Origin of the sequence: Undibacterium sp. YM2, from assembly GCF_009937975.1 — a bacterium.
GTDB lineage: Bacteria > Pseudomonadota > Gammaproteobacteria > Burkholderiales > Burkholderiaceae_D > Undibacterium.
On the sequence record NZ_AP018441.1, the window covers coordinates 4,891,212 to 4,912,705 of the forward strand.

The following is a 21,494-nucleotide window of genomic DNA, read 5'->3' on the forward strand; positions in this document are numbered from 1 at the left end:
AGGCAAATCAATCCAGAAAATTCACCCGTGCAAACTTGGCCTTGAAGTCTTCCGGCATTTCCACCACGCGCCCGGCGCGGTAATCAAAAAACACAAAACCTGATTTTGCCATGGCGACCAGGGTCTGGTCTGCTGGCCGGGTGATGCGGAAGGTGATGTCGCCACCATATTTGTTAAAGTCCATGACACCGACTTCAAACAGCAACTGATCGCGCGCATGAGCTTCTGCCTTGTAGGTCGTTGCCAGATCAGTCACGATGATGCCGCTGCCACCAGCCGCAGTTTCTCGTATGCCAAAGTCATACAGGAAACGTGCCCGCGCTTCAGAAATCATGGAGATCATGGAATCATTACCGAGGTGGTTAGCACCATTGATGTCAGTCACCCTGACTGTCAACTGGGTAGTGAAATAATATTGGTCTTCGGGAAAATGCAGTTGCAGGCGGGCCATAGCTGGAGTAATAAAGCTGGATAAAACCTTATTTTAACGCGCAGTCAGGAAAATACCCGCAAATTGCTGATCATAGCTGGCCACCACAATATAAATCCGACATCAATCCAGTATCTTGGCACCCAAAGCCACGGAAGCGCTTTGTATCAAGCCATTTTTAATTTCATAGATGGCAATCATTTCCATGCGCCCTGTTCCTTCTGGAAAAGTACGTGTGACTTCTTCATGGTCAATGACGATGTGGCCTATCACTTCACGGCGTATGAGTCTTGCATGCAGATTAGGTTCGGCAAAGCGTACCGCCATGCGTGGGCGTATTTCTGCGTGACCTGTTGCCAGCAACTTGCCCGGAAATTCAAATTGCTGTGCATCGATGGCATAGGTCTTGAGTATGGCTTCGACATCGCGGGCGTTATAGGCATCGAGCTGGGCCTGGACGACGGTTTCAGGAGTTATGTCGGCGGTAGTTGTCATGGGTTCAGTTGCTCCTTTCAAAGTAGATGCGCGAGCCTGGCGGGCGTGGGATCATTACTCAAATCGCCATCAGGCAAATGGGTCATCACCGCTTCTACCGTTGGCTGCGTCAACAATGACTGCAGCACCGCTGCATGCGGCTCTGCCCAGATACCGGCGAAATCCTGTTCGCCTGGCGTGGTAAGAGCAAAGGCCAGTTGTTCATTTGGCGGACAAAATTCTGCATCTACACCGGGCTTGTTACCACGCGCGTCCAGCCGGTACCAGCCGTGTTCCGGCAAGTAGGCGGCATTCAGGCCATGCAGGCAAAATGGCGGTTCTGTGCCTATGGTCAGACGCTGGTAACACAGGCCAGCGGGGATACCATTGGCACGCAGCAAGGCAGCCAGCAAATGGCTCTTGGCATAGCAATAACCGGTACCATGAGCCAGTACCTCAGATGCCTTGCAGGTCACGGGATTCTGACGGTAGTCCCAGCTATGCCTGATCTGGTCACGCACAAAATGAAAGCAGCGTCGCGCGATATCAGCCTGCTCGCCACCGGCGGCAGCCAGTGCTTGTGCCTGCGCCAGTACGGCGGGATGTTGCCAGTCGATATAGGTGGTACTTGCCAGAAATTCTTGCATGCGAGCTTTCGTAAAAAATAGGTTCTGGAATGGATTCTGAATTGGATTTGAATTGCGTCAGATTTTATAAGCCATGCCTACCGAAGCAGGTGCCGTGTGCAGGAATCCAAATTGCGCGTACAGATGCTGCGCAGGACCATCCGCAATGAGACTGACATAGGCTGATTCTGGCGCATTCTGCCGCAGATAATGTGTGATCTCGCGCATGATCATCTTGCCCAGGCCCTTGCCCTGATGCTCTGGCAAGACCGCGATATCGACAACATGGTATGAAGTACCGCCGTCGCCGACAACACGCCCCATACCAACGACCAGCTCACCTAGCATGATTTGCACGGCAAACAGGCTGGCTGGCAAACCACGCGCCGCCGCTTCTACTGTCTTGGTGCTTAAACCAGATGCCTTGCGCAAGTGGCAGTAGGTGGCAATATCAGGGATGGCGGCAACCGCCTGGTAAATGTTTGTGCTCATGCTGTTCTTCAGATTAATCTTTACACTGGTTTGTTGATTTCAATGAGCAGAGAAATTTATCACAGATAGGCAAGGAATGTGTGCCAGTACCCAGCAGGGTGCGCCATGCGCACAGGTTCATATCAACGCTAATAGTTCGCCCCGGACATCTACGCAGGTTTAAAGGCACGGGACACGGTAATGGTGCGCACGGCGCACCCTACAAAAATGTCAAATCCCCTTCAATGAGAAAAAATTAAACAAAAGACATATAAATCCACACCAAAACCCAAAATAAAATCCCGCCCCAACCCGCCCACAGGCATAAAACAGGTTTACAATCCAGCCAAACCAAAGACTTTGCTTTCCTGGAATTTGCCTATGATTAATGTCTTCGTCTTGCATAATGGCCGCCTGAGCCAGATCAATGTGGAAAACCGCGCTGATCTTGAAAATACCCTGCCTATCTGGGTCGACCTGACTGACCCCAATGAAGAAGAGCGCGAATGGGTAAAGAGTATCTATGGCGTGACCTTGCCGGGGGAAGACGAGGTCAAGGATATCGAGGCATCAGCCCGCTATTACGAAGCCGACAATGGCGACCTGCACTTGCGCACCGATTTCTTGATTGACGATGACGATGAACCTGCACGCACGGTGACGGTGGCCTTCATCCTGGCGCGTGATATTTTATTCTCTGTCCATACTATCGATTTGCCAGTGTTCCGCCTGGTGCGCATGCGTGCGCGTTCGCGTCCCGGTTCTATCGCTGATTACAAGGATGTGCTGCTGGACCTGTATGCGACCGATGCCGAGTATTCTGCCGATGCGCTCGAAGGTATTTATCAAAACCTGGAAGACGTCAGCCGCAGTGTGTTGCAAAAAAACTTCAGCGATCAGGATGCTGCCGCCGCGCTGAATTCGATTGCTGTTGAAGAAGATTTGAATGGCCGCATACGCCGCAACATGATGGACACTCGCCGCGCTGTCAGCTTCTTGATGCGCGGGCGTTTGCTCAATGCAGACCAGTTTGAAGAAGCCCGCCAGATTTTGCGTGATATCGAATCACTCGATGGTCATACCTCCTTCCTGTTCGACAAGATCAACTTCCTGATGGATGCAACCGTCGGTTTCATCAACATCAACCAGAACAAGATCATCAAGATATTCTCGGTCGCCAGCGTGGCCTTCCTGCCGCCTACCCTGATCGCCAGTATCTATGGCATGAACTTCAAGGGCTGGTTCCCTGAACTGGACTGGCAACTCGGTTACCCGTTCGCACTGGCATTGATGCTGGCTTCGGCGATTACGCCGTTCTGGTACTTCCGCCGTCGCGGCTGGTTGAAGTAATCAGTAACTATAGTAGAAGATAGAAAGTACAAGCATATGCCCGCCATCGCCCTTGGTCACTACAATCTGCGCGGCGACCGTGCCACGCTGGAAAAGCTTAAGGATTTTTATATCCGTTATGTGGGTCTGACAGAAGGCCCCCGCCCGCTGAAGAGCTTTGGTTATTGGTTATATGCCGGTAGCCGTGATGTCTTGCACCTGTCAGAAAACCGCCCTGGAGAAACCCGTCAGACAGCATTAAAAACCGGTTTCGACCATGTCGCTTTCGCCTGCACCGATCTGCCCGCCATGCTGGCAAAATTGCAGGCCGATGGCATCGTTTATCGCCATGCCACGGTGGAAGCATCAGCAGGTTTTGCAACCCAGCATCAAGTATTTTTCAGTGACCCTGAAGGCAATGGCATAGAGCTTAATTTTTCTGAAGGTGCTTGAGTAATCTTCTGCGTTCGTCCGACCAATACGCTCTCAGTAGGGTGCGCCATGCGCACTGGTTGTGTACAGGACCATGGTGCTGTAGCGTGCGTCATGCGTCCCCTACCAGGCGTCAGCACAATTCATCAAACAGGTTTAAGATAAGAAATCGCCACTACTGACGAATCTTAACCATGTTCAAGATACGCGAAATCGATCACCTCGTCCTGCGGGTAAAAGACCTGGACAGCATGTTGCATTTTTATTGTGATGTCTTGGGCTGCACTATCGAGCGCAGGCAGGAAGAGATTGGTCTGACGCAGTTGCGTGCAGGCAGGTCGTTGATAGACCTGATTACGGTCACGGGCAAGCTGGGCCGCATGGGTGGTGCCGCACCAGGCAAGGAAGGCCGCAATATGGACCACCTGTGTCTGCGCGTCGAACCCTTTGATCTCGGCAGCATACAAGCGCATCTGCAAAACCACGATGTCAGCGTTGGAGAAGTCGGCCAGCGCTATGGTGCCGAGGGTGAAGGCTTATCGATCTACATCACTGACCCGGAAGGCAATGTCATTGAATTAAAAGGACCGCCAGAGAGCCCCTAAAGATCAGGTCGGTGTATCCACCCCGTCCCAGTCTGCATTCTCAAAGTTGACCAGCCAGTTAAGAGCATAGTGCCGCTCATAGATGACACCGGCTTCCAGGTTCAGCGGTAGCGCTTGTTCTTTCATCCTGTTCTGGCGTACCAGCCAGTGCAGGCGATAATGCAGGTCCAGCGCATCAAGTATCTGGCTGGCCGGACGTGTTTTTGCCTTGGCCATGGCTGCTTCAAAATCCATGTTCATCATAGTGCGCGCCGTCAGCGGCACATCGCAGATATCGTCGGCAAAGGGCAATTCTTCCTGCAAGCCCAATGCCCATTCCAGCACATACAGGGATTCATAACGCCAGGCAAATTGCGGAAGGATATCCTCTGTCGGTTCTTCCGTCTCAAGAAATTCGCGCTCTACCGGCGACAACCACGCATGCACCTGCGGGAAGCGATCTGTCAATTCATAAGCAGGAATGGGCTGGTTAGTTGCCACAGATTCTGCGCGCAAGGCGACGATATACAAGGCCAGCGCCCTGCCCAGTATTTCAACCGCCGGACGTAATTGCAGCTCGGCCTCGCTGACCAGTGGCGGCAGATGGGCAGGCAGTTGTATGCCCATTTCAGCCAGCAGGGTATCGGTACGCGCCTTTCTTTGCCAGGCCAGTGCCGGATAAGGGATGGCCGCGCCGGTTTCGATACCGCCATCAGCTGCCGCCAGCAAGACATAGCCATGCGGGTCGCGGATATCACCATCAGGCATGAAGGCGATGGCATTTGCCGCCACGGCCCAGTCAGAATAGGCATCAAGCTGGCTTTCATCCAGCCACAGGCTCAGGTGCTGCTGCACCCGCTGGATATGGCGCATCACATGATAACGCTGATGTGTCATCTGCCCATCACCGCGCTTGAGTACATAGCCGATAAAGCCTTGCAGATGCCCATGCATCTCCGGATCACTCATATCGCGCTGGCTATTGAGCTTGTGCGGGAAATTCAGGGGTGGCAATTGCGCGCAGGTGCAATAGGCATTGATCAGTATGCTGCTGACGCTGTCAATATCAATCTCGGTTTCTGCTGCCGCAGTTGCGTCCGTGCTTGCTACCGCAGTTGCTACCGCCGCTACCTCTGTCACGGCTGAACTTGCAGAGCCTGATGATGGCGCCTGGGCTACCGCAGAAGATTTTCCGGAAATGAGATTTTTTAATTTTTTCAGCATGACGCAAACAGAAATGGAGATTGATCTGCTGATTCAGGATTGACACTTGTTACGCAGCCAAAATCACTGTTCAGCATGAAAGCGTAACAGGATAAGGGCAATATAAAAGCTGCGGGCCAGCTTTTACATGTAGAAACAGAATTGGAAACAGGCAATGTTATGCCTGCATGGCCTGCAGGCAAATACAGATTGGCACGCACGCGTCTGGTACAGGAATCAATGTCCACCCTCTACCCTGTGCACTTCCATGGGAGGGGTTTCACCGGGCAACCATTTCTGGTGTATTTTTTGAAAGCTGCCATCCTTCTTCATTTGCCGCAGGGCGTTTTCCCACAGAGTGATGCTTGCTGCCGGGGTTTTAAGTGAAAACGCCAGATACAGTTCCAGGCTATCCAGCACCATGACTTCTTCTACATCGGCCACGCTGCGGCCACTTTCTTGCAGGATGGAATTCACTGCGAGGCTACCCTCAACCCACAGATCAAAACGCCGGGCAAACAGCATTCTCGAAGAATTGAGTGGTGAATCAGCCTGGGCCAGATTGATGAAGCCTTTCTTTTTTGCGGCATCGGCAAAGATGCTGCCACGGTAAGCACCGATTGGCAGCTTGTAGATATCCGTATCGAGAGCCTTGAGTCTTGCTGTCTCACCCTTGCGGGTATAAACCACGGTCTTGGATACCGCGATCGGCCCCAGCATGTGCATGAGTTTTTCGCGCTCTGGCGAGCGGCCGAGGCTGAACAACAACACGTTGTCATCTTCCAGCACGGCCTTGTAGCCACGTGCCCAGGGCACCAGTTGTATCGCTTCCTTATTGCCCGTGATGGCTTGCATGGCCTGGACGATATCGACTGCCATGCCATCAATACCCGATTTGGTCTTGAAGTTCATCGGTGGCCAGTCTTCCGTGTAGATTGTCAGCTTTTGCGCTTGCGCCGCATGGGGAAACACAAGACACAAGATGCTAAACATCAGCACCGGCAAGCACCGTGCGCATATCTGCAGCAAAAACAAGAGAGCCTGGCTAAGCATATTTCTCCTGAAGCATGGCATGCCTCTACGTGGACATGTGCTTAATAGTACGCCCGTGCTTCGCTGCGGAAAATGTCAATATGGCGCTTTAAGAACCCATGAAACGATTTTTTACTTTTTTATTGATATAAATTACATCATATGTACGGATCAGAACGAATTGCATGAACAACTATTTGCGTCCTTCACCAGATTCCTCCAGATGCTGATAAATCTCTTGCAAGATATTCCTGAGCTGTTTGATCTTGCCCTCGCCTACCAGTGTCGAAAGATAAGCCTCTCCCTGCCGGGATAATTCTATGCTGGCATTCACCACCTCTTCACCACGCGCAGTCAGCTTCACGGTATTGGCCCGTTTGTCATGCGGGTCTGGCGCAATTTCCAGCAAACCGGCAGCCTGCATCTGATCGACCAGATATCCCATGCTTTGCTTGGTCATACCGGCACGCGCCGCCAGGTCCACCACGCGCGCGCCACCCAAAGGCATATTGCGCAATACTGCACTATAAGCAGGACGAACATCATCAAAACCCCGCTTGGCAAGTTCCGCATAGAGCCAAACGGACATATATTCATACGGTCTGCGCAACAGTGTGCCCAGGGTTGCGTGGATTTCGGGTAAGGATCTGGAATTCATTTAGTGAGTATTGCACAAGACAGAATGACTGTCTATAATAGGCAGACATTCTGTCTATCTAAATTAAGACAAAATACCTGTTGTGCGGGCAGCATCCGCATTTGCTTGATGACTGGAGTAGTAATGAACACCATAAAACATAATCTGGATGTCGTAGATCGCCATATACAGGGCGAGGCACGCGACGTTGATTCCATACTTGATTTATACACTGACGATATCGTGCTGGAAGTCCCGGGGCGTGGCCTGCGTTTTGCCGGGCGTGACGCCATCCGCGCCAACTACCTCGCCATGTGGCCCTCAATGGCGGAAGTTGAATTACAGCCGCTAGATCGCTTCGCCACTGAACATCGTGTGGTTGATGACATGATAGTGCGCATGCGCCTGGTTGGCCCTGGCATGACGAATGCACCGGTGCCCTTAGGCAGCCGCGTTGAGCTGCGCCTGATTCATCATTTCACCATGCGCGATGGGCTGATAGCGCGCGAACAAGTATTTGAACTCTGGCGCAATCTGGATGAAACTGATGCAGGAGTGCGGCCATGAGCAAATTCTTTATCCGTATTGCCGTGCTGTGGATGCTGGCCGGCATTTTGCTGGGTATCTACATGGGCATATCGCACCAGCATCTCGACAAACAAGTGCATGTGCATGGCTTGCTGCTAGGCTGGGTCAGTTGCGCCCTGTTCGGTCTGGTGCATTTTGCCTGGCCGCAGTTGCAGACCATGCTGACGGCACGCGTGCACTTCTGGTTGCATAACCTGGGGCTCGTCGCCCTCCTGGTTGGCCTTTTCATGGAAAGGCGTGAACTCGCACTCGCCGGGCCATTCCTGGGTAGCGGTTCGATAACACTGGCAATCGCTACCGCATTATTTGGCTGGAGCATCTGGCGGGTAACGGCGAAGTAAATACTACTACATTGCTCGCTGCAGGGTTGCTGTAAAAATCGTTTTCACTCCATATTTCCTTCATATTTGGATCGCAAGCTACATCTATCGCGTATCACCATAGATGATGATCTGCGCTGCCTTATGAAATCCGGAGGAAATATGAAACAAACTCAGTTGCAAGCCATCTTGCTCGCCGGCCTTATTGTTAGCATTGCTGCCTGCGGCGGCAGCTCTGGCGGAGCAACGGCAACGGGCAACAGCACTGTCACTGCGACGACAGGAACAACGACTGGAACGACGGGCACAAATACCGGTACAACTACCGGAACAACTACCGGAACAACTACTGGCACATCCTCTGGCAGCACCAGTATTGATGCCAGCAAACTGCCTCTGGGCGATGGCAAGTTCAGCCGCACCACTCCGGCGATTGGTTATGTCTATGCCTGCTATACCGCAGGCTCGGGTGGTGCGAGCAGCAAGGGGCCATGGTTCAATGCCGATGGCATGACCTGGAATTCACTGAGCAAGATCAGCGTACAGGGTGCGGTCAGTTGGGTATCGAGTTTCATGGTAACCCTGGGCAGCACCCTGGGTATTACCGGTAATGGCCTGCCACCCAATCCCACCGGCACTTTCCCCATCGCCAGCACTGATCCTGCGTATGTGTATGACCGCAATCCCAACAGCATCAGCCAGGCCAATATCGCCTGGGGCTTGCCCGCCAACCCTGTCGTCGCCGCACAGCCAACCTGCACCAGCCTCGGTGCAATCGGCGTACTGCTGGATGGCGTGCGACTCTACAATGCCGACGATGGCGGCTACCGCGATGCCGTCGCCTGGGAAATCCAGGACGCCTGCCAGGGTCACCCTGAGCGCACTGGCCAATACCATCATCACAACATCACTTCCTGCCTGACGCAAAAAGATACTCCGGGCCAGCACTCGCCGCTGGTCGGCTACATCGCCGACGGCTTTGGCATCTATGGCAATCAGGGCGAAAACGGCAAGACGCTGGCCAATGCCGACCTCGACGAATGCCATGGACATACCCATGCCGTAGAGCGCAATGGTGTCATGGTCACGCAATATCACTACCACCAGACCAGGGAATTTCCATACACCATTGGTTGCTACAAGGGGACGCCAGCGACTGTGCATTAGTGCAGCTCCAGTAAAACAGGAGCAGAAGCAGAAGAACATCCTGTGCTTGCTTGGCGCTGCGCTCACCGGGAAATAAAGACCGCACAAAACTTACTCAGCCTTACTCAATATGTCCCTACTAAAATCATTGCTCTTGTCCATGCTCAGCTTCATCGCTACCGTCGTGACCCTGGGCTGGCTGACTGGTGCGTTTGCCGCACCACAAAATGCCCTCAACAACGACAAGCTCCCCTACTACTATCAGCAAGACCTGCAAGCGCATTGGGACACCTGGGCATCCCTGCAGCGCATTGCCAGGTTTCAACTCATCAACCAGCATGCACAAGAAGTCGATCACAGCCTGCTGCGCGGCAAAGCCAGCTTTGTCGGTTTCTTTTACGCAGGCTGCGTCACACTCTGTCCCATTTCCCTCGAAGTCATGCGTGAACTGCAAACACAGATCAAACAAAAATCCATCGCCACACCCCAGTTCATTTTACTGACTGTCACTCCAGAACAGGATGATGCCAAAACCATGGCCGCCTATGCACAAAAACTGAAACTGCCTGCGGACTGGAACATGCTCACAGGTGATTCCAGGCAAATGCAAAAACTCACCACCAGCCTGATGACCGACATCAACGCCCGCGTCAGCAATGGCGAACCCCTGCACGGCCAGCGCGCTTTCCTGATAGACGCGATGGCCCGCATCCGCGGTATCTATGATGCATCGTCGATGCTGGAAATGCGGCGTATGGTGGGGGATTATGAGAGGTTGTTGATGGAGGAATAGCAAACATTATTGCTCTTACCCTTAGTGCATCCCGGAATTAATTCATGTCGCTGGTCCAAATACTTGTACCGTAGCCGCACTACCCGCTTTGTAGAATTCCCAAGCAATCTATCCTTGCACAAAACGAAAACCCGGAATAAGACGCTGCCTCTTCATCGTCTTTGCACTCATTCCTGCTGTTTCTTGCTTGATCTAAGCGAGCAAATGTAAAAAGCCCTCCCCCATTCGATGCGATGTGCACGGCACCCCCTGACAGTCTTTAATGACTTGCCTCCAAATTGCCTTCCCTCCACCTTTGTTTAAATAATCAACTAACTTAGTTGCATTTAACATTTAAGTAGATTATTCTATATTCAAGCAAAGGAAAAGAATCATACCGAGATCAAAATAAACGATCCAAAAACACCTCAGCGCACCTGAAGACAAGAAAAGGAATAGTCATGTTCAGCATCAAATTCATCAAGTTCCAGCCCACCACCTATGTGCTGCAATTCAAGAACGGCAAGCTAAGGCGCGAGGGTGCCGGGCTGGCTTTCTTTTACTATGCGCCTACCACGTCCATGCTGGCCATACCAATGGCGAGTACCGACACGCCGTTTATCTTTGAAGAAAATACCGCTGATTTCCAGACGGTTACGGTGCAAGGCCAGGTCACTTACCGCATCAGTGACCCGCAAAAAGTCGGTGCCTTGCTCAATTTCGCCATCAATCCAGTGACACAACAATATATCTCGGATGACCCGCAAAAACTGTCGCAGCGCATCGTCAATCTCGTTAAAGTGCTAACCCGCAAGGGCTTGCAAAGCCTGGCGCTGCGTGATGCCCTGAAAGCGGCCGATACGCTTGGTGCAGCGGTGAGCATGGCTGTGCGCGACAGCAAGGAATTGCAGGCACTGGGGGTGGAATTGCTGGGTCTGAATTTTCTGGCCCTCAAGCCTACGCCAGAAGCAGCCAAGGCGCTGGAAGCGCAGGCGCGCGAGCAAATCCTCAAATGCGCGGACGACGCCATCTATGAACGCCGCAATGCTGCCGTTGAACAAGAGCGCCGCATACGCGAGAATGAATTGAATACCGAAATCGCTGTCGAAAGCAAAAAACGGCAGATACGCGAAACCCAGATGGAAGCCGAAAAAAGCATACAACAAAAAGAAAGCGAACTGAAACTCGCCCAGGTACAGGCCAGGATAGCCGAAGAAAACCAGCAAACCACACTCGTCAAACTAGCTACAGAAAACGCCAGGGCGGAAGCCGACAGCCGCGCCTATGCCGCTCAAACCCTGATGAATGCCTATAGCGGCGTTGATCCCAAAGTCTTGCAGGCACTGGCGATGGGCAATATGCAATCCGGCCAGTTGATCGCCCTCGCCTTCCAGGAACTGGCAGAAAAAGCTGGCTCCATAGGTCAGTTGAATATCACGCCAGACCTGTTGCGTGAATTGATGAACCAGCCTGGATAGACCGGGGAAATGACATGAGCAGCATCCACGGTACAACAACGCGCCAGACAGAAAACAAAATCATCCTGGTCACCCGCAAGACCAGACTCGAAGAGCTCATCGTCAAGTACAACACGGTCGGCCAGGCACGCTTTTATATAGAACATCTGGGTGGTGACTTTGCCGCCTACCAGACCGAGCATGACAATTACCTGGCCTGTGTCAGCGCGGCAGAAAGCAGTCTCACACAACTTGTGCGCCTGCAAAAAATAGATCGCAGCTTCTTGCCCAACATGATCTTTGGCCGTGACGATATCGTCATCGCTGTGGGGCAAGATGGCCTGGTCGTCAACACCATGAAATACCTGGATGGTCAGCGCCTGATAGGTGTCAACCCTGATGTGCAACGCTGGGATGGCGTGTTGCTGCCTTTCCAGGTCAGGGATTTACCCAAAATCGTCCCTGAGGTCCTGCAACAGCGCCGCCCGGTGCGCGAAGTCACCATGGCAATGGCCAGGCTGAACAACGGCCAGACCATGCTGGGCGTGAACGATATTTTCATCGGGCCAAAATCCCATATCTCTGCCAGCTACACCATACAACTGCAAGAACGCCAGGAACGGCAGTCATCGAGTGGCATCATCATCTCCACCGGCATGGGTTCCACAGGCTGGATGAAGAGCATACTGACAGGTGCAGCAGCGCTGCAAGAGAGATTTGATGATCCGCGTCAGTTGATATATAACATCGCCGCCGAGCCGCCGACATACACCGCAGACTGGGATGCCCGCGAACTGATGTTCGCCGTACGCGAACCCTTCCCCAGCAAGACTTCCTCTGCGACTTTAGTACGTGGTCAGATACTGGAAGACAGCAAACTGCAAGTCACCTCCCTGATGCCGGAGCACGGCGTCATCTTCAGCGATGGCATAGAAGCAGATTACCTGGAGTTTAATGCAGGCCTGACAGCCGAAATAGGCATAGCTGACAGGCGGGGGTATCTGGTGGTGTAAGTATTGACCAGTTAACTGATGTCTGTAATCGACTTTATCAGCTTGTCTTCAAATGCAAACTCAGACACGCCTTGCAACTGCAATTGCTGGCCCTGCTTCAAACCATTTGGCAAATCCATGCCAACAACAGCGTTAAAGCTGATTTGCAACCTGACATTGCCATTATCCAGAACATCGCGCCGCAAGGGCACTTGTTCACGGGAGCTGAAGAAGTTCCTGGACATGTCAGCCAGTTTGAAAAACTCTTGTTTACCTGCAGTTGATACCGTCACTTCTTCGCCAGAGATATTGTGGAAATTGATCTCTTCATGCAAGAGCTTAAGCATGCCTTCAATGTCGAAATTGTTATAGGCATGCAGATAGGTGTCTATCAGTTCATTCTTGCTCTTTTCGTCCATAGGCTACTCTCCTGAAAAACTTGTTTGATGCCGCTTAAATCCACAGTTAAGCAGATATTGAAGCAAGTAAGAAAATCTAAAATTCGGGATAAAACACAATATGAAAACCATTGTCGTTATTCTTGTTAAGGGAATGAGTGACAAAAATATCCAGGTAACTGAGTCGCAAAGAAAACATGAGATATCTAGTCTTCGCAGAAATTGCAGTTATGACAAATAATAGCACACACAAACCATCGCGAATTAGTTATATGGCCCACACAAAAATGCCAATAATTTTTGCAAGAATCATCAAGAATTCCATCTTAGTTACCATTAATAACTAAGATAGTAGATAAATTTAACTAAGTGAGTTAATCTGATGATAAATATATTCCCGCATAAAAAATCTGATATGAACATCACTCTGGAACAACGCTATCTCGGTACACTGGCTGGCCTGGCCTGCGGTGATGCCGTTGGTACGACAGTAGAATTCTCAGCGCGCGGCAGCTTCACGCCTGTGACAGACATGGTTGGCAAAGGCCCTTTTGGCCTGCTGCCTGGTGAATGGACAGACGACACCTCGATGGCGCTGTGCCTGGCAGAAAGCTTGCTGACGAAAGATGGCTTCGACGCCAAAGACCAGATGGGGCGTTACCTGAACTGGTGGAAGTGGGGTTACCTGAGTTCTACCGGCATCTGCTTTGACATAGGCAATACCGTGCGTGCTGCCCTGTCGCGCTATGCCAGCAGCGGTGAACCCTACTGCGGCGCAGAACATCCCAGCACGGCTGGCAATGGTTCGCTAATGCGGCTTGCCCCTGTAGTCATGTTTGGCTACCCCGATATAGCCGCAGCCATCCACTATGCAGGAGAAAGCTCGCGCACTACCCACGCCGCGCCAGAAGCCATACAAAGCTGCCAGTTGCTGGCGGCGATATTGTGCAAGCTGTTTGCTGGTTGTGCAAAGCTTGATTTGTTTACAGACCTGCCATTCACGCCGACCGAGCCAAAAATCATAGCTCTCAGCAAGGCTGGCTTCATTGAAAAAGACAGCACAAAAATACGTGGCAGCGGCTATTCAGTTGAATCCCTCGAAGCCTCGCTATGGTGCTTCATGCACACCGACAGCTTTGAAAGCGCCATCCTGACCGCCACCAACCTGGGTGACGATGCCGACACCACAGCCGCCATCACAGGACAAATTGCCGGTGCCTATTACGGCGTGGAAGGCATCCCTGCAAAATGGCTGGAACGCCTCGCCATGCGCGAAGAAATATTGCGTATGGCGCGGGAGTTGTATGAGAAATTTGGTAGCAGGGTCATTTCACAAGCAAGAGAGTCAGCATGAAAGAATGCACAGGAGATATATTGGCACTCGCCCTGCAAGGGAAGTTTGACGTTATCGTCCATGGCTGCAATTGTTTTTGCAATATGGGCGCTGACATCGCCAAGAGCATCAAAAAGCAGTTCCCTGAAGCCTATGCAGCAGATCAAACCACCTTGCCTGCCGATCATGCCAAGCTGGGCAGTTATAGCCAAGCTAGGATACAAAGAGGCGACAGGCAGCTTGTGATTCTCAATGCCTATACTCAATTTGACTGGCGCGGCCAGGGGGTGAAAGCCGACTATGCAGCAATACGCAAGGCATTTGCCGCAATACGTAAGGAATTCGACGGCTCGCGCATCGCTTACCCACTGATAGGTGCTGGCCTTGCTGGTGGTGACTGGGCGACCATTGCGGCTATCATTGATGAGGAATTTGCTGGGCTGGATCATACCTTGGTAAGACTACCGTCAAACTGACATAATCAAGGCGGAAGAGTTTTTTCAACATCACACAATGAGTTCATTCAATACTAATTACCGCCTTCGTAAAACTCCATGAATAAAATTTATACTTCACATTGCAAAGAATTTGAACATCCAGAATTTTGTCTGCAATTTGATCCAGACATAGCTCTGGCTACAGATGCTGAGTTTGTTGCCCGCCTGCTTGAATCCATGGTCAGCAAGGGTAGTTGTTTTCAGGATGGGCAATCAATGCAGCTGGGCTGGTCTTATCTCATGCTAAGCACACAGCAAGACGGCAGCCTTGGTTTCAAAGAAGCTGATTTTCAGACCATGCCCCTGGTCTGGAATATTGGTATCTCCAACACCTTGCGCCACTTGCGTCTGCATAAGGATATTGTCGAGCGCGTCGTACCCACGGAATATCTGTCCATTCCTTCATTCCGGGCGGAATGTGTCGTCTGCAATGAATTAAAAAATGCCAACGGGCTAATCATGATGGTCAGGCAGGAAGAAAAAAAACGCGACAGCGGCTGGTTCTTTGGCTGCTACAAGGAAGGACATGATCACAACAACGTGGATAATCTGGAACGTATATCATTGTACGAAGCAGTAGTCACGCATGCACCTGCATGTCTGCCTTATCTTGGTTTTCCGCAAGGTATGACGATATTATTGGGCGAAGGCAGACCCATCTTTTTCTATGAGGATAAGGAACTCACCATACTTGAAGGTTCTTATCTGGACATAGCGATTTAATTTACTGGTTCGCCTGATGAAAGAATTGGAACATAGAAACCAGATGTGTCATGCATAATTGCTGCATTCCGTATTTAAAATCTAACCTATCCATGCGCTCACGTCTTTTTCAACTGGCATTTCCCGTATTGCTGCTCCCTGCCTGCCAAGCCAGTACCGAAATCCCCGCCTACCTTTTACCCGGTGCTGCGCAGGAATTGGTTGCGTCTTCACTGAAACTGAGCAAATGTGATCCTCAAAAAGTAAGTACGGACATCAGTTTTTGTGACGTCAAAGAAGCTAAATTTGGTGGCGCGCCAGCATCATTCAAATTGACCCTGCTGAACGGGAAATTGATTTCTACCATTATCACTTTACCCGCTGACGAATTTTCATCCACGGTTTCCAACATGACGAAGCGCATGGGAGAGTCAAGCTATGAAAGAGAATTTGAGGTGTATGGTGTTAAACACAAAAGCATATATTGGGGGAGCAAGAGCGTGTATATCACAGCCAACAGATATGCCTTTGGCGATACCAAACACAGTATGTTGATCTTGATGCTACCAGAGGCAACACCAGAAATAGCGCGTCCTCTGTTTTTGAAGAATGACGCAAAGCCATCAAGCAATGCCGCTCGTCAGTAAGCAAGTTGGGCTACTACACTCGGTATATAAATAACGTAAATTTTTATTCTTGGTAAAGCATAAATTTATTCAACTTCGTATTTCGAATGGATACGAAATTTGAGGCCCAGTGTTGGGCTGGTCAAGCGTAGCCCAACCTACGATACTGTAGTTTTTAGAATCTGAGTGTCCCATTTGCAACATAACAATCCCCTTCAAAATCCACATAAAACAGAGGGGGTTGCGTTGACCTGCTGAAGCCACCACATCAATTTTTATATCCTGTATTGCAATAGGGATGACTAACTTGTCCATTTTCTACATTACTGCTCCCGCCATCTTGTTTTCTGGTGATATGGTCTATCGAAATCGCATTCCTATGCAAATACCCCCCACAAATTTTACATTTAATGGAATTCTTTAGCGCTTCATTCATAAAGACTTCAGATTTCCCGTCTGAATCAAAATCAATTTCATCATGTCCTGATATATCATCACTTTTCATCGTTAAATAGTTAAAATCAGGCAGTAAAAATATCCTCTCTATTACGTCTTTAACATCCAAATCATTGTTTAATAATTTAATAGCCTGCAAGTAAAACTCAACGACATATGGCGCTCCTTTACTAGATGTCCGGTATTTCCTAATGATTTGCCTTGGAAGATCATCATAATTGAGAACAATATCTTCAAATTTTGCACGGACTTTTGTAAATTCATTTAATTTTTTAGTATCTCTTAATTTAATAAAAAGTTGTAAGAAAAAATTAAATGAGGCGGGTTTATATCGCCCATTTCGTGCATAAAAATAGACCGCAGGATGCAGGCCTAGTGACGAAGCGTGATTACTATTTATTAATTGCGCAATTGTTAGACATTTTTTTAAAGCTTTTATCGTCTCACTTCCATTCACGTCATCTGGTATTTTCGTCGAAACTTGAATGTTATTTACGATATTTACGAATTCCAAAACAAGCATTTGTGTTTGCGAAGAAAAGCTCTTTCCAGCAACTGGAATGTCTAGAGTTTTCAGTGGCGTTTTTAGCGAAGGCTTGAACAATATATCGTTTATGTCCAATGCAAGATCTTGTACAATCTGCTGCTGCTCTTTTGCAAAAGATGACCAATATTTGTGACCTTTTCCACTTCTTAAAATTGCCCTTGTGGCTATTCCGTTTGGTTTATTCCTGCTCTCTAAAAGAATAAACTCTGTTTTGTCTATAGGTGCTGCTTTTTGGTTTATTTTAAAAAATGAAGCTTCTGCTTTTTTTGCATCACCATTTACCCATTGTATTTGGATAGCTAAACTTCCCAAAAGACGCGCTTTAATTGCAATTTCCTCTTTCACTTTTTCTGGACTTTTGATTGCAAGTTTGTAGTCAGAATATGGCCCAATAGTTTTATTTATCCGTTCGCGTAATCTACTGGCAATTTCAATCTGCTCTTCCGAAATTATTGATTCATAGAATGATTTTGTGATACTTCCGTCACCATAGTCATTATTTACCCAAGCCGCCAATGCACTTAAGCGATGTGCTCCGTCAATTACAAAAGTAAATCCAGCCTGATTTTTCCAAAGGATGACCGCAGGTATAAGCTCATCATCTAAAAAACTCTGAATTAGTGAAATTACGCGCTCTTGGTCCCATTCATTAGTCTCTCGTTGAAAGTCTGGTTTCCGTATAGAGCTGAAAAAGAAAGAGTCTTCTGCCAAGTCCGTAGCTTTCAGGTTCTGGGCGATATTTGTTGGAACCGTATCTGAATCATGAACTTCAAAGTCTTCTCTGGGAATCAGTGCATCCAAATTGATTTTTTTAGACATAATCTTCTTTCTTAAGAATCCTGTTTTCCTAACTCAGAATTTTTTAATTTTCCAATACAGCAAATAACTCCTCAATGCGCCTCTTCCCAATTCCCGCCCACGCCAACTTCAGCAAGCAAAGGCACATCCAGCTTCGCCACATTCGCCATCAACTCTGGCAATTTTTGCTTGACCAGTTCCAGCTCAGCTTGCGGTACTTCGAGTACCAGTTCATCGTGCACCTGCATGATCATTTTTGATTGCAGTTTGTCTGTTTCCAGCCAGCCTTGTACGGCTATCATGGCGAGTTTGATGAGGTCGGCGGCGGTACCCTGCATGGGGGCGTTGATCGCCGCGCGTTCTGCACCAGCGCGGCGGGGGCCGTTGGGGGAGTTGATTTCTGCCAGCCACAGGCGGCGGCCGAAGACGGTTTCTACATAGCCGTGGGCTTTGGCCTTGGTGCGGGTGTCTGCCATGTATTGGGCGACACCAGGGTAGCGCTGGAAGTATTTGTCGATATAGCTTTGCGCTGCGCTGCGTTCTATGCCGAGGTTGCCTGCGAGGCCAAAGGCGCTCATGCCATAGATGAGGCCAAAGTTGATGACCTTGGCATAGCGGCGCTGCTCGCTCGTTACTTCTGTCAGTGGTACGGCAAAAATCTCGGAGGCAGTGGCGCGGTGGATGTCTTCGCCATTGGCAAAGGCGGCCAGCAGGCTGGCGTCACCAGAGATGTGGGCCATGATACGCAATTCGATTTGCGAATAGTCGGCAGAGATGATGACATTGCCAGGCCCGGCCACAAAGGCTTCGCGTATGCGGCGGCCTTCTGCAGTGCGCACGGGGATGTTTTGCAGGTTAGGGTCATTCGATGCGAGGCGGCCAGTGACAGCTACGGCTTGCGCATAATTGGTGTGGACGCGGCCTGTGCTGGCGTTGACCATCTTGGGCAGTTTGTCGGTGTAAGTCGATTTGAGTTTTGCCAGGCCTCGGTATTCGAGCAAGACCTTGGGCAGGGGATAATCCTCAGCCAGTTTTTGCAAGACTTCTTCATCCGTCGATGGTGCACCGGATGGAGTTTTCTTGACGACAGGCAGGCCCAGTTTGCCAAAGAAAATCTCGCCCAGTTGTTTGGGTGAGTTCAAATTGAAAGGCTGCTCTGCCAGCTCGTAGGCCTTTTGTTCGAGTTCCAGCAGGCGTATGCCGATTTCATGCGACTGCGCTTCGAGCAGGTCTTTATTGATGTGTACGCCGTTGCGCTCTATCTTTTGCAAGACAACCGAGGTGGGCAGTTCTATGTCGTGGTAGACGCGCAGCAGGTTCGCGTCCGGCTCTATCTCTGGCCACATGGCGAGGTGCAGTTGCAGGGTGATGTCGGCATCTTCTGCGGCATAGGCAGTCGCGCGTTCCAGGTCGACCTGATTAAAGCCTATCTGGCTTGCACCCTTGCCGCAGACTTCTTCAAAGCTGATGGTTTTCTTGCCGAGGTGGCGCATGGCCAGGCTGTCCATGTCATGCGATTTGTGCGATTCAAAAACATAGGATTCAAGCAGGGTGTCATGCGCGATACCGCGCAGGTTCACGCCCTGGTTGGCGAAGATATGGCTGTCGTATTTGAGGTTTTGGCCAACCTTGGGTTTGCTGTCGTCTTCTAGCCAGGCTTTCATCTTGCCCAGCACCACCGCCAGCGACAATTGCTCAGGTGCGCCGGGGTAGTTATGGCCGACGGGGATATAAGCCGCATGGCCGACTTCGCAACACAGCGAAATACCAACCAGTTGCGCCGTCATGGGTTCCAGCGAAGTGGTTTCGGTATCTACCGAGGTCAGTTTGGCGGCATTGATGCGGGCCAGCCATTCATCGAGTGCGGCTTCGGTCAATACGGTTTCATAGTTCTGCTGAACTGGCACGGCTGGCTTGTCAGCATCTGCTGCATCATCATTGAACAGCCCAGCCTGTACAGAATTGCTGCCACTGGTGGCGGCTTTGGCAGCGGGCAGCGGTGTCGCGCCCGCGGTGGCGTCACCAGTCAATTCGCGCAACCAGGTCTTGAAGCCCCAGCGGCTGGCAAAGCCAACCAGCTCGGTCTTGTCTTCTTCTTTCGCGACCAGGCTGTCCTGTATCGAGGTGTAATGTCCGGTGAGGTCACAATCAGTTTTGACGGTGATCAGCACGCGGCCTTGTGGCAGCCATTCCAGCGCACTGCGCAGGTTGTCGCCGACCACGCCCTTGATCTTGTCGGCGTTGGCGATGACGCCATCCAGGCTATCGTATTCTGTCAGCCATTTGACGGCAGTCTTGGGGCCGCATTTGGCAACACCAGGCACGTTATCGACGGTGTCACCTATCAGTGTCAGGTAATCGATGATGCGGTCGGGCGGCACGCCAAATTTGGCCAATACACCGGGTTCGTCGAGCTTTTCATTGCTCATGGTGTTGATCAGGGTGACATTGGCATTAACGAGTTGGGCCAGGTCTTTGTCGCCGGTAGAGACGATGGTGTTCATGCCCAGCTTGGTGGCTTCTACTGCCAGCGTGCCGATGACATCATCAGCCTCTACCCCTTCGACCATCAGGATAGGCCAGCCCATGGCCTTGACGGCGACGTGTATGGGTTCTATCTGCAGGCGCAGGTCGTCTGGCATGGAGGGCCGCTGAGCCTTGTACTCGGGGTAGAGATCATCGCGGAAGGTTTTGCCTTTGGCATCAAACACACAGGCGATGTATGCTGCCGGGTAATCCGTACGCAAACGGCGTAACATATTGATCATGCCGTGTATGGCGCCAGTTGGTTCTCCTTGTGCATTGCGCAAGTCGGGCAGAGCATGGAAGGCGCGGTACAGATAGCTAGAGCCATCAACTAACAAGAGAGTATTTTGCATATGAACGGAAACAGAAAAGATGTAACGAGGTTGCGCCAGATTATCGATCAGGAAAAAGCAACTTCGCTGAAAGCGCGCGAATCATGGCATATGTTCACGATTATGGCAGAATTTATCGAGTCCACCGAGCGGCTTTCATCTATCCGCCCTGCCGTGACGATTTTTGGGTCTGCCCGTACCAAGCCGGACCACCCTGATTATGTCAAATGTGTGGATTTGTCGCGTCGCTTGTCGGACGAGGGTTTTGCCGTCATCTCTGGCGGTGGCCCCGGTATTATGGAAGCCGCCAACAAGGGCGCATTCGAGGGAGCCTCCCCTTCTGTTGGCTTGAATATAGAATTGCCACACGAGCAACGTAGTAACCCCTGGCAAAACATCAGCCTGTCTTTCCGCCATTTTTTTGCGCGCAAGGTGGCTTTTGTCAAATATGCCGATGCCTATGTAGTCTTTCCTGGTGGCTTTGGCACCATGGATGAAGTCAGCGAAGTCCTGACACTGATACAGACTGGCAAGACCCGCCATATCCCGGTGATCTTGGTGGGCATCAGTTTCTGGAGCGGCTTGCTTGAATGGATCAAAGTGCAAATGGTTGGCAACGGCATGATAGAGCCTGGAGACATGAACCTGGTGCAACTGATAGACGAACCTGCCAATATCGTTGATGCCATCTATGCGTTTTATGAGGCGCGGAATATTGAACCGTCGGAAGATGACAGGCAAAAAATGCTGTATTTGTAGCATGCATGAGCAGGGTGTCCCATGTGC

Annotated in this window: 24 protein-coding genes; 14 read left to right on the forward strand and 10 right to left on the reverse strand. The window is 50.7% G+C overall.

Annotation, left to right across the window (positions count from 1 at the left end):
* Positions 1-7: 7 nt before the first annotated feature.
* The 4 genes from UNDYM_RS22435 to UNDYM_RS22450 all read right to left on the reverse strand — a co-directional run bounded on the left by UNDYM_RS22435 (position 8) and on the right by UNDYM_RS22450 (position 2,022).
* Positions 8-451, reverse strand: a complete 444-nt coding sequence (locus UNDYM_RS22435) for a thioesterase family protein (RefSeq protein WP_162043093.1) — start codon at positions 449-451, stop codon at positions 8-10.
* Positions 452-553: 102 nt separating this feature from the next.
* Complete coding sequence (locus UNDYM_RS22440; RefSeq protein ID WP_162043094.1) at positions 554-925, reverse strand: nuclear transport factor 2 family protein; 372 nt, start codon at positions 923-925, stop codon at positions 554-556.
* A 17-nt stretch (positions 926-942) separates the two neighbouring features.
* Positions 943-1,551 (reverse strand): transglutaminase family protein, encoded by a 609-nt coding sequence (locus tag UNDYM_RS22445; protein WP_162043095.1) that lies wholly within the window; start codon positions 1,549-1,551, stop codon positions 943-945.
* 57 nt (positions 1,552-1,608) lie between these two features.
* Positions 1,609-2,022 carry a GNAT family N-acetyltransferase gene (locus UNDYM_RS22450; protein WP_162043096.1) on the reverse strand — a complete coding sequence of 138 codons (414 nt, stop codon included), beginning with the start codon at positions 2,020-2,022 and terminating at the stop codon, positions 1,609-1,611.
* Positions 2,023-2,382: 360 nt separating this feature from the next.
* On the opposite strand from UNDYM_RS22450, the gene corA reads away from it, so the two are divergent.
* From corA to UNDYM_RS22465, 3 genes are all read left to right on the forward strand, one after another.
* Positions 2,383-3,351, forward strand: a complete 969-nt coding sequence (gene corA / locus UNDYM_RS22455; protein WP_162043097.1) for a magnesium/cobalt transporter CorA — start codon at positions 2,383-2,385, stop codon at positions 3,349-3,351.
* Positions 3,352-3,387: 36 nt separating this feature from the next.
* The gene (locus UNDYM_RS22460; RefSeq protein WP_162043098.1) at positions 3,388-3,783 is read left to right on the forward strand and encodes a VOC family protein; all 396 of its coding nucleotides are present in this window, start codon (positions 3,388-3,390) and stop codon (positions 3,781-3,783) included.
* Positions 3,784-3,956: 173 nt separating this feature from the next.
* Positions 3,957-4,367, forward strand: coding sequence for a VOC family protein (locus UNDYM_RS22465; protein ID WP_162043099.1), 411 nt, complete (start codon positions 3,957-3,959; stop codon positions 4,365-4,367).
* 3 nt (positions 4,368-4,370) lie between these two features.
* On the opposite strand, the gene UNDYM_RS22470 is transcribed toward UNDYM_RS22465, so the two are convergent.
* From UNDYM_RS22470 to UNDYM_RS22480, 3 genes are all read right to left on the reverse strand, one after another.
* Positions 4,371-5,570, reverse strand: a complete 1,200-nt coding sequence (locus tag UNDYM_RS22470; RefSeq protein WP_162043100.1) for a DUF4272 domain-containing protein — start codon at positions 5,568-5,570, stop codon at positions 4,371-4,373.
* Between the two features lie 216 nt (positions 5,571-5,786).
* Positions 5,787-6,542, reverse strand: a complete 756-nt coding sequence (locus UNDYM_RS22475) for an ABC transporter substrate-binding protein (RefSeq protein ID WP_162043101.1) — start codon at positions 6,540-6,542, stop codon at positions 5,787-5,789.
* A 232-nt stretch (positions 6,543-6,774) separates the two neighbouring features.
* A complete protein-coding gene (locus tag UNDYM_RS22480; protein ID WP_197740942.1) occupies positions 6,775-7,170 on the reverse strand; it encodes a MarR family winged helix-turn-helix transcriptional regulator in 396 nt (131 codons plus the stop codon).
* A gap of 192 nt (positions 7,171-7,362) precedes the next feature.
* Between UNDYM_RS22480 and UNDYM_RS22485 the strand changes: the two genes are divergently transcribed.
* The 6 genes from UNDYM_RS22485 to UNDYM_RS22510 all read left to right on the forward strand — a co-directional run bounded on the left by UNDYM_RS22485 (position 7,363) and on the right by UNDYM_RS22510 (position 12,514).
* On the forward strand, positions 7,363-7,785 hold the full coding sequence (locus UNDYM_RS22485) for a nuclear transport factor 2 family protein (RefSeq protein WP_197740943.1): 423 nt from the start codon (positions 7,363-7,365) through the stop codon (positions 7,783-7,785).
* Positions 7,782-8,147: a cytochrome-c oxidase gene (locus tag UNDYM_RS22490; protein WP_162043104.1), complete on the forward strand. Its 366-nt coding sequence runs from the start codon at positions 7,782-7,784 to the stop codon at positions 8,145-8,147. Before UNDYM_RS22485 ends, UNDYM_RS22490 begins: the two co-directional genes overlap by 4 nt.
* A gap of 141 nt (positions 8,148-8,288) precedes the next feature.
* Positions 8,289-9,293, forward strand: coding sequence for a YHYH protein (locus UNDYM_RS22495; protein ID WP_162043105.1), 1,005 nt, complete (start codon positions 8,289-8,291; stop codon positions 9,291-9,293).
* Between the two features lie 109 nt (positions 9,294-9,402).
* Positions 9,403-10,065, forward strand: coding sequence for an SCO family protein (locus tag UNDYM_RS22500; protein ID WP_162043106.1), 663 nt, complete (start codon positions 9,403-9,405; stop codon positions 10,063-10,065).
* Positions 10,066-10,505: 440 nt separating this feature from the next.
* Positions 10,506-11,522 (forward strand): SPFH domain-containing protein, encoded by a 1,017-nt coding sequence (locus UNDYM_RS22505; protein WP_162043107.1) that lies wholly within the window; start codon positions 10,506-10,508, stop codon positions 11,520-11,522.
* Positions 11,523-11,536: 14 nt separating this feature from the next.
* A complete protein-coding gene (locus UNDYM_RS22510) occupies positions 11,537-12,514 on the forward strand; it encodes a sugar kinase (protein WP_162043108.1) in 978 nt (325 codons plus the stop codon).
* An 11-nt stretch (positions 12,515-12,525) separates the two neighbouring features.
* On the opposite strand, the gene UNDYM_RS22515 is transcribed toward UNDYM_RS22510, so the two are convergent.
* Positions 12,526-12,912 carry a nuclear transport factor 2 family protein gene (locus UNDYM_RS22515; RefSeq protein ID WP_162043109.1) on the reverse strand — a complete coding sequence of 129 codons (387 nt, stop codon included), beginning with the start codon at positions 12,910-12,912 and terminating at the stop codon, positions 12,526-12,528.
* Positions 12,913-13,306: 394 nt separating this feature from the next.
* On the opposite strand from UNDYM_RS22515, the gene UNDYM_RS22520 reads away from it, so the two are divergent.
* The 4 genes from UNDYM_RS22520 to UNDYM_RS22535 all read left to right on the forward strand — a co-directional run bounded on the left by UNDYM_RS22520 (position 13,307) and on the right by UNDYM_RS22535 (position 16,070).
* Positions 13,307-14,245, forward strand: coding sequence for an ADP-ribosylglycohydrolase family protein (locus tag UNDYM_RS22520; RefSeq protein ID WP_162043110.1), 939 nt, complete (start codon positions 13,307-13,309; stop codon positions 14,243-14,245).
* On the forward strand, positions 14,242-14,700 hold the full coding sequence (locus tag UNDYM_RS22525) for a macro domain-containing protein (protein ID WP_162043111.1): 459 nt from the start codon (positions 14,242-14,244) through the stop codon (positions 14,698-14,700). The genes UNDYM_RS22520 and UNDYM_RS22525 overlap by 4 nt, the downstream gene beginning before the upstream one ends.
* Before the next feature lie 78 nt (positions 14,701-14,778).
* Complete coding sequence (locus UNDYM_RS22530) at positions 14,779-15,444, forward strand: hypothetical protein (protein ID WP_162043112.1); 666 nt, start codon at positions 14,779-14,781, stop codon at positions 15,442-15,444.
* A gap of 50 nt (positions 15,445-15,494) precedes the next feature.
* Entirely contained in the window at positions 15,495-16,070 is a 576-nt protein-coding gene (locus UNDYM_RS22535; RefSeq protein WP_162043113.1) for a hypothetical protein, read from the forward strand.
* A 247-nt stretch (positions 16,071-16,317) separates the two neighbouring features.
* Here UNDYM_RS22535 and UNDYM_RS22540 read toward each other — a convergent pair whose 3' ends face one another.
* Positions 16,318-17,871 carry a DUF262 domain-containing protein gene (locus UNDYM_RS22540; RefSeq protein WP_162043114.1) on the reverse strand — a complete coding sequence of 518 codons (1,554 nt, stop codon included), beginning with the start codon at positions 17,869-17,871 and terminating at the stop codon, positions 16,318-16,320.
* 71 nt (positions 17,872-17,942) lie between these two features.
* Complete coding sequence (gene polA, locus UNDYM_RS22545) at positions 17,943-20,729, reverse strand: DNA polymerase I (protein WP_162043115.1); 2,787 nt, start codon at positions 20,727-20,729, stop codon at positions 17,943-17,945.
* Between polA and UNDYM_RS22550 the strand changes: the two genes are divergently transcribed.
* Positions 20,730-21,467: a TIGR00730 family Rossman fold protein gene (locus UNDYM_RS22550; protein WP_162043116.1), complete on the forward strand. Its 738-nt coding sequence runs from the start codon at positions 20,730-20,732 to the stop codon at positions 21,465-21,467.
* The last annotated feature ends 27 nt before the right edge of the window (positions 21,468-21,494 follow it).

What these genes read in the sequence shown, in the direction of transcription:
- UNDYM_RS22435 (WP_162043093.1), bottom strand. Translation starts at nt 451, where the DNA reads ATGGCCCGCCTGCAACTGCATTTTCCCGAAGACCAATATTATTTCACT.
- UNDYM_RS22440 (WP_162043094.1), bottom strand. Translation starts at nt 925, where the DNA reads ATGACAACTACCGCCGACATAACTCCTGAAACCGTCGTCCAGGCCCAG.
- UNDYM_RS22445 (WP_162043095.1), bottom strand. Translation starts at nt 1,551, where the DNA reads ATGCAAGAATTTCTGGCAAGTACCACCTATATCGACTGGCAACATCCC.
- UNDYM_RS22450 (WP_162043096.1), bottom strand. Translation starts at nt 2,022, where the DNA reads ATGAGCACAAACATTTACCAGGCGGTTGCCGCCATCCCTGATATTGCC.
- corA (WP_162043097.1), top strand. Translation starts at nt 2,383, where the DNA reads ATGATTAATGTCTTCGTCTTGCATAATGGCCGCCTGAGCCAGATCAAT.
- UNDYM_RS22460 (WP_162043098.1), top strand. Translation starts at nt 3,388, where the DNA reads ATGCCCGCCATCGCCCTTGGTCACTACAATCTGCGCGGCGACCGTGCC.
- UNDYM_RS22465 (WP_162043099.1), top strand. Translation starts at nt 3,957, where the DNA reads ATGTTCAAGATACGCGAAATCGATCACCTCGTCCTGCGGGTAAAAGAC.
- UNDYM_RS22470 (WP_162043100.1), bottom strand. Translation starts at nt 5,570, where the DNA reads ATGCTGAAAAAATTAAAAAATCTCATTTCCGGAAAATCTTCTGCGGTA.
- UNDYM_RS22475 (WP_162043101.1), bottom strand. Translation starts at nt 6,542, where the DNA reads ATGTTTAGCATCTTGTGTCTTGTGTTTCCCCATGCGGCGCAAGCGCAA.
- UNDYM_RS22480 (WP_197740942.1), bottom strand. Translation starts at nt 7,170, where the DNA reads ATGTCCGTTTGGCTCTATGCGGAACTTGCCAAGCGGGGTTTTGATGAT.
- UNDYM_RS22485 (WP_197740943.1), top strand. Translation starts at nt 7,363, where the DNA reads ATGAACACCATAAAACATAATCTGGATGTCGTAGATCGCCATATACAG.
- UNDYM_RS22490 (WP_162043104.1), top strand. Translation starts at nt 7,782, where the DNA reads ATGAGCAAATTCTTTATCCGTATTGCCGTGCTGTGGATGCTGGCCGGC.
- UNDYM_RS22495 (WP_162043105.1), top strand. Translation starts at nt 8,289, where the DNA reads ATGAAACAAACTCAGTTGCAAGCCATCTTGCTCGCCGGCCTTATTGTT.
- UNDYM_RS22500 (WP_162043106.1), top strand. Translation starts at nt 9,403, where the DNA reads ATGTCCCTACTAAAATCATTGCTCTTGTCCATGCTCAGCTTCATCGCT.
- UNDYM_RS22505 (WP_162043107.1), top strand. Translation starts at nt 10,506, where the DNA reads ATGTTCAGCATCAAATTCATCAAGTTCCAGCCCACCACCTATGTGCTG.
- UNDYM_RS22510 (WP_162043108.1), top strand. Translation starts at nt 11,537, where the DNA reads ATGAGCAGCATCCACGGTACAACAACGCGCCAGACAGAAAACAAAATC.
- UNDYM_RS22515 (WP_162043109.1), bottom strand. Translation starts at nt 12,912, where the DNA reads ATGGACGAAAAGAGCAAGAATGAACTGATAGACACCTATCTGCATGCC.
- UNDYM_RS22520 (WP_162043110.1), top strand. Translation starts at nt 13,307, where the DNA reads ATGAACATCACTCTGGAACAACGCTATCTCGGTACACTGGCTGGCCTG.
- UNDYM_RS22525 (WP_162043111.1), top strand. Translation starts at nt 14,242, where the DNA reads ATGAAAGAATGCACAGGAGATATATTGGCACTCGCCCTGCAAGGGAAG.
- UNDYM_RS22530 (WP_162043112.1), top strand. Translation starts at nt 14,779, where the DNA reads ATGAATAAAATTTATACTTCACATTGCAAAGAATTTGAACATCCAGAA.
- UNDYM_RS22535 (WP_162043113.1), top strand. Translation starts at nt 15,495, where the DNA reads ATGCATAATTGCTGCATTCCGTATTTAAAATCTAACCTATCCATGCGC.
- UNDYM_RS22540 (WP_162043114.1), bottom strand. Translation starts at nt 17,871, where the DNA reads ATGTCTAAAAAAATCAATTTGGATGCACTGATTCCCAGAGAAGACTTT.
- polA (WP_162043115.1), bottom strand. Translation starts at nt 20,729, where the DNA reads ATGCAAAATACTCTCTTGTTAGTTGATGGCTCTAGCTATCTGTACCGC.
- UNDYM_RS22550 (WP_162043116.1), top strand. Translation starts at nt 20,730, where the DNA reads ATGAACGGAAACAGAAAAGATGTAACGAGGTTGCGCCAGATTATCGAT.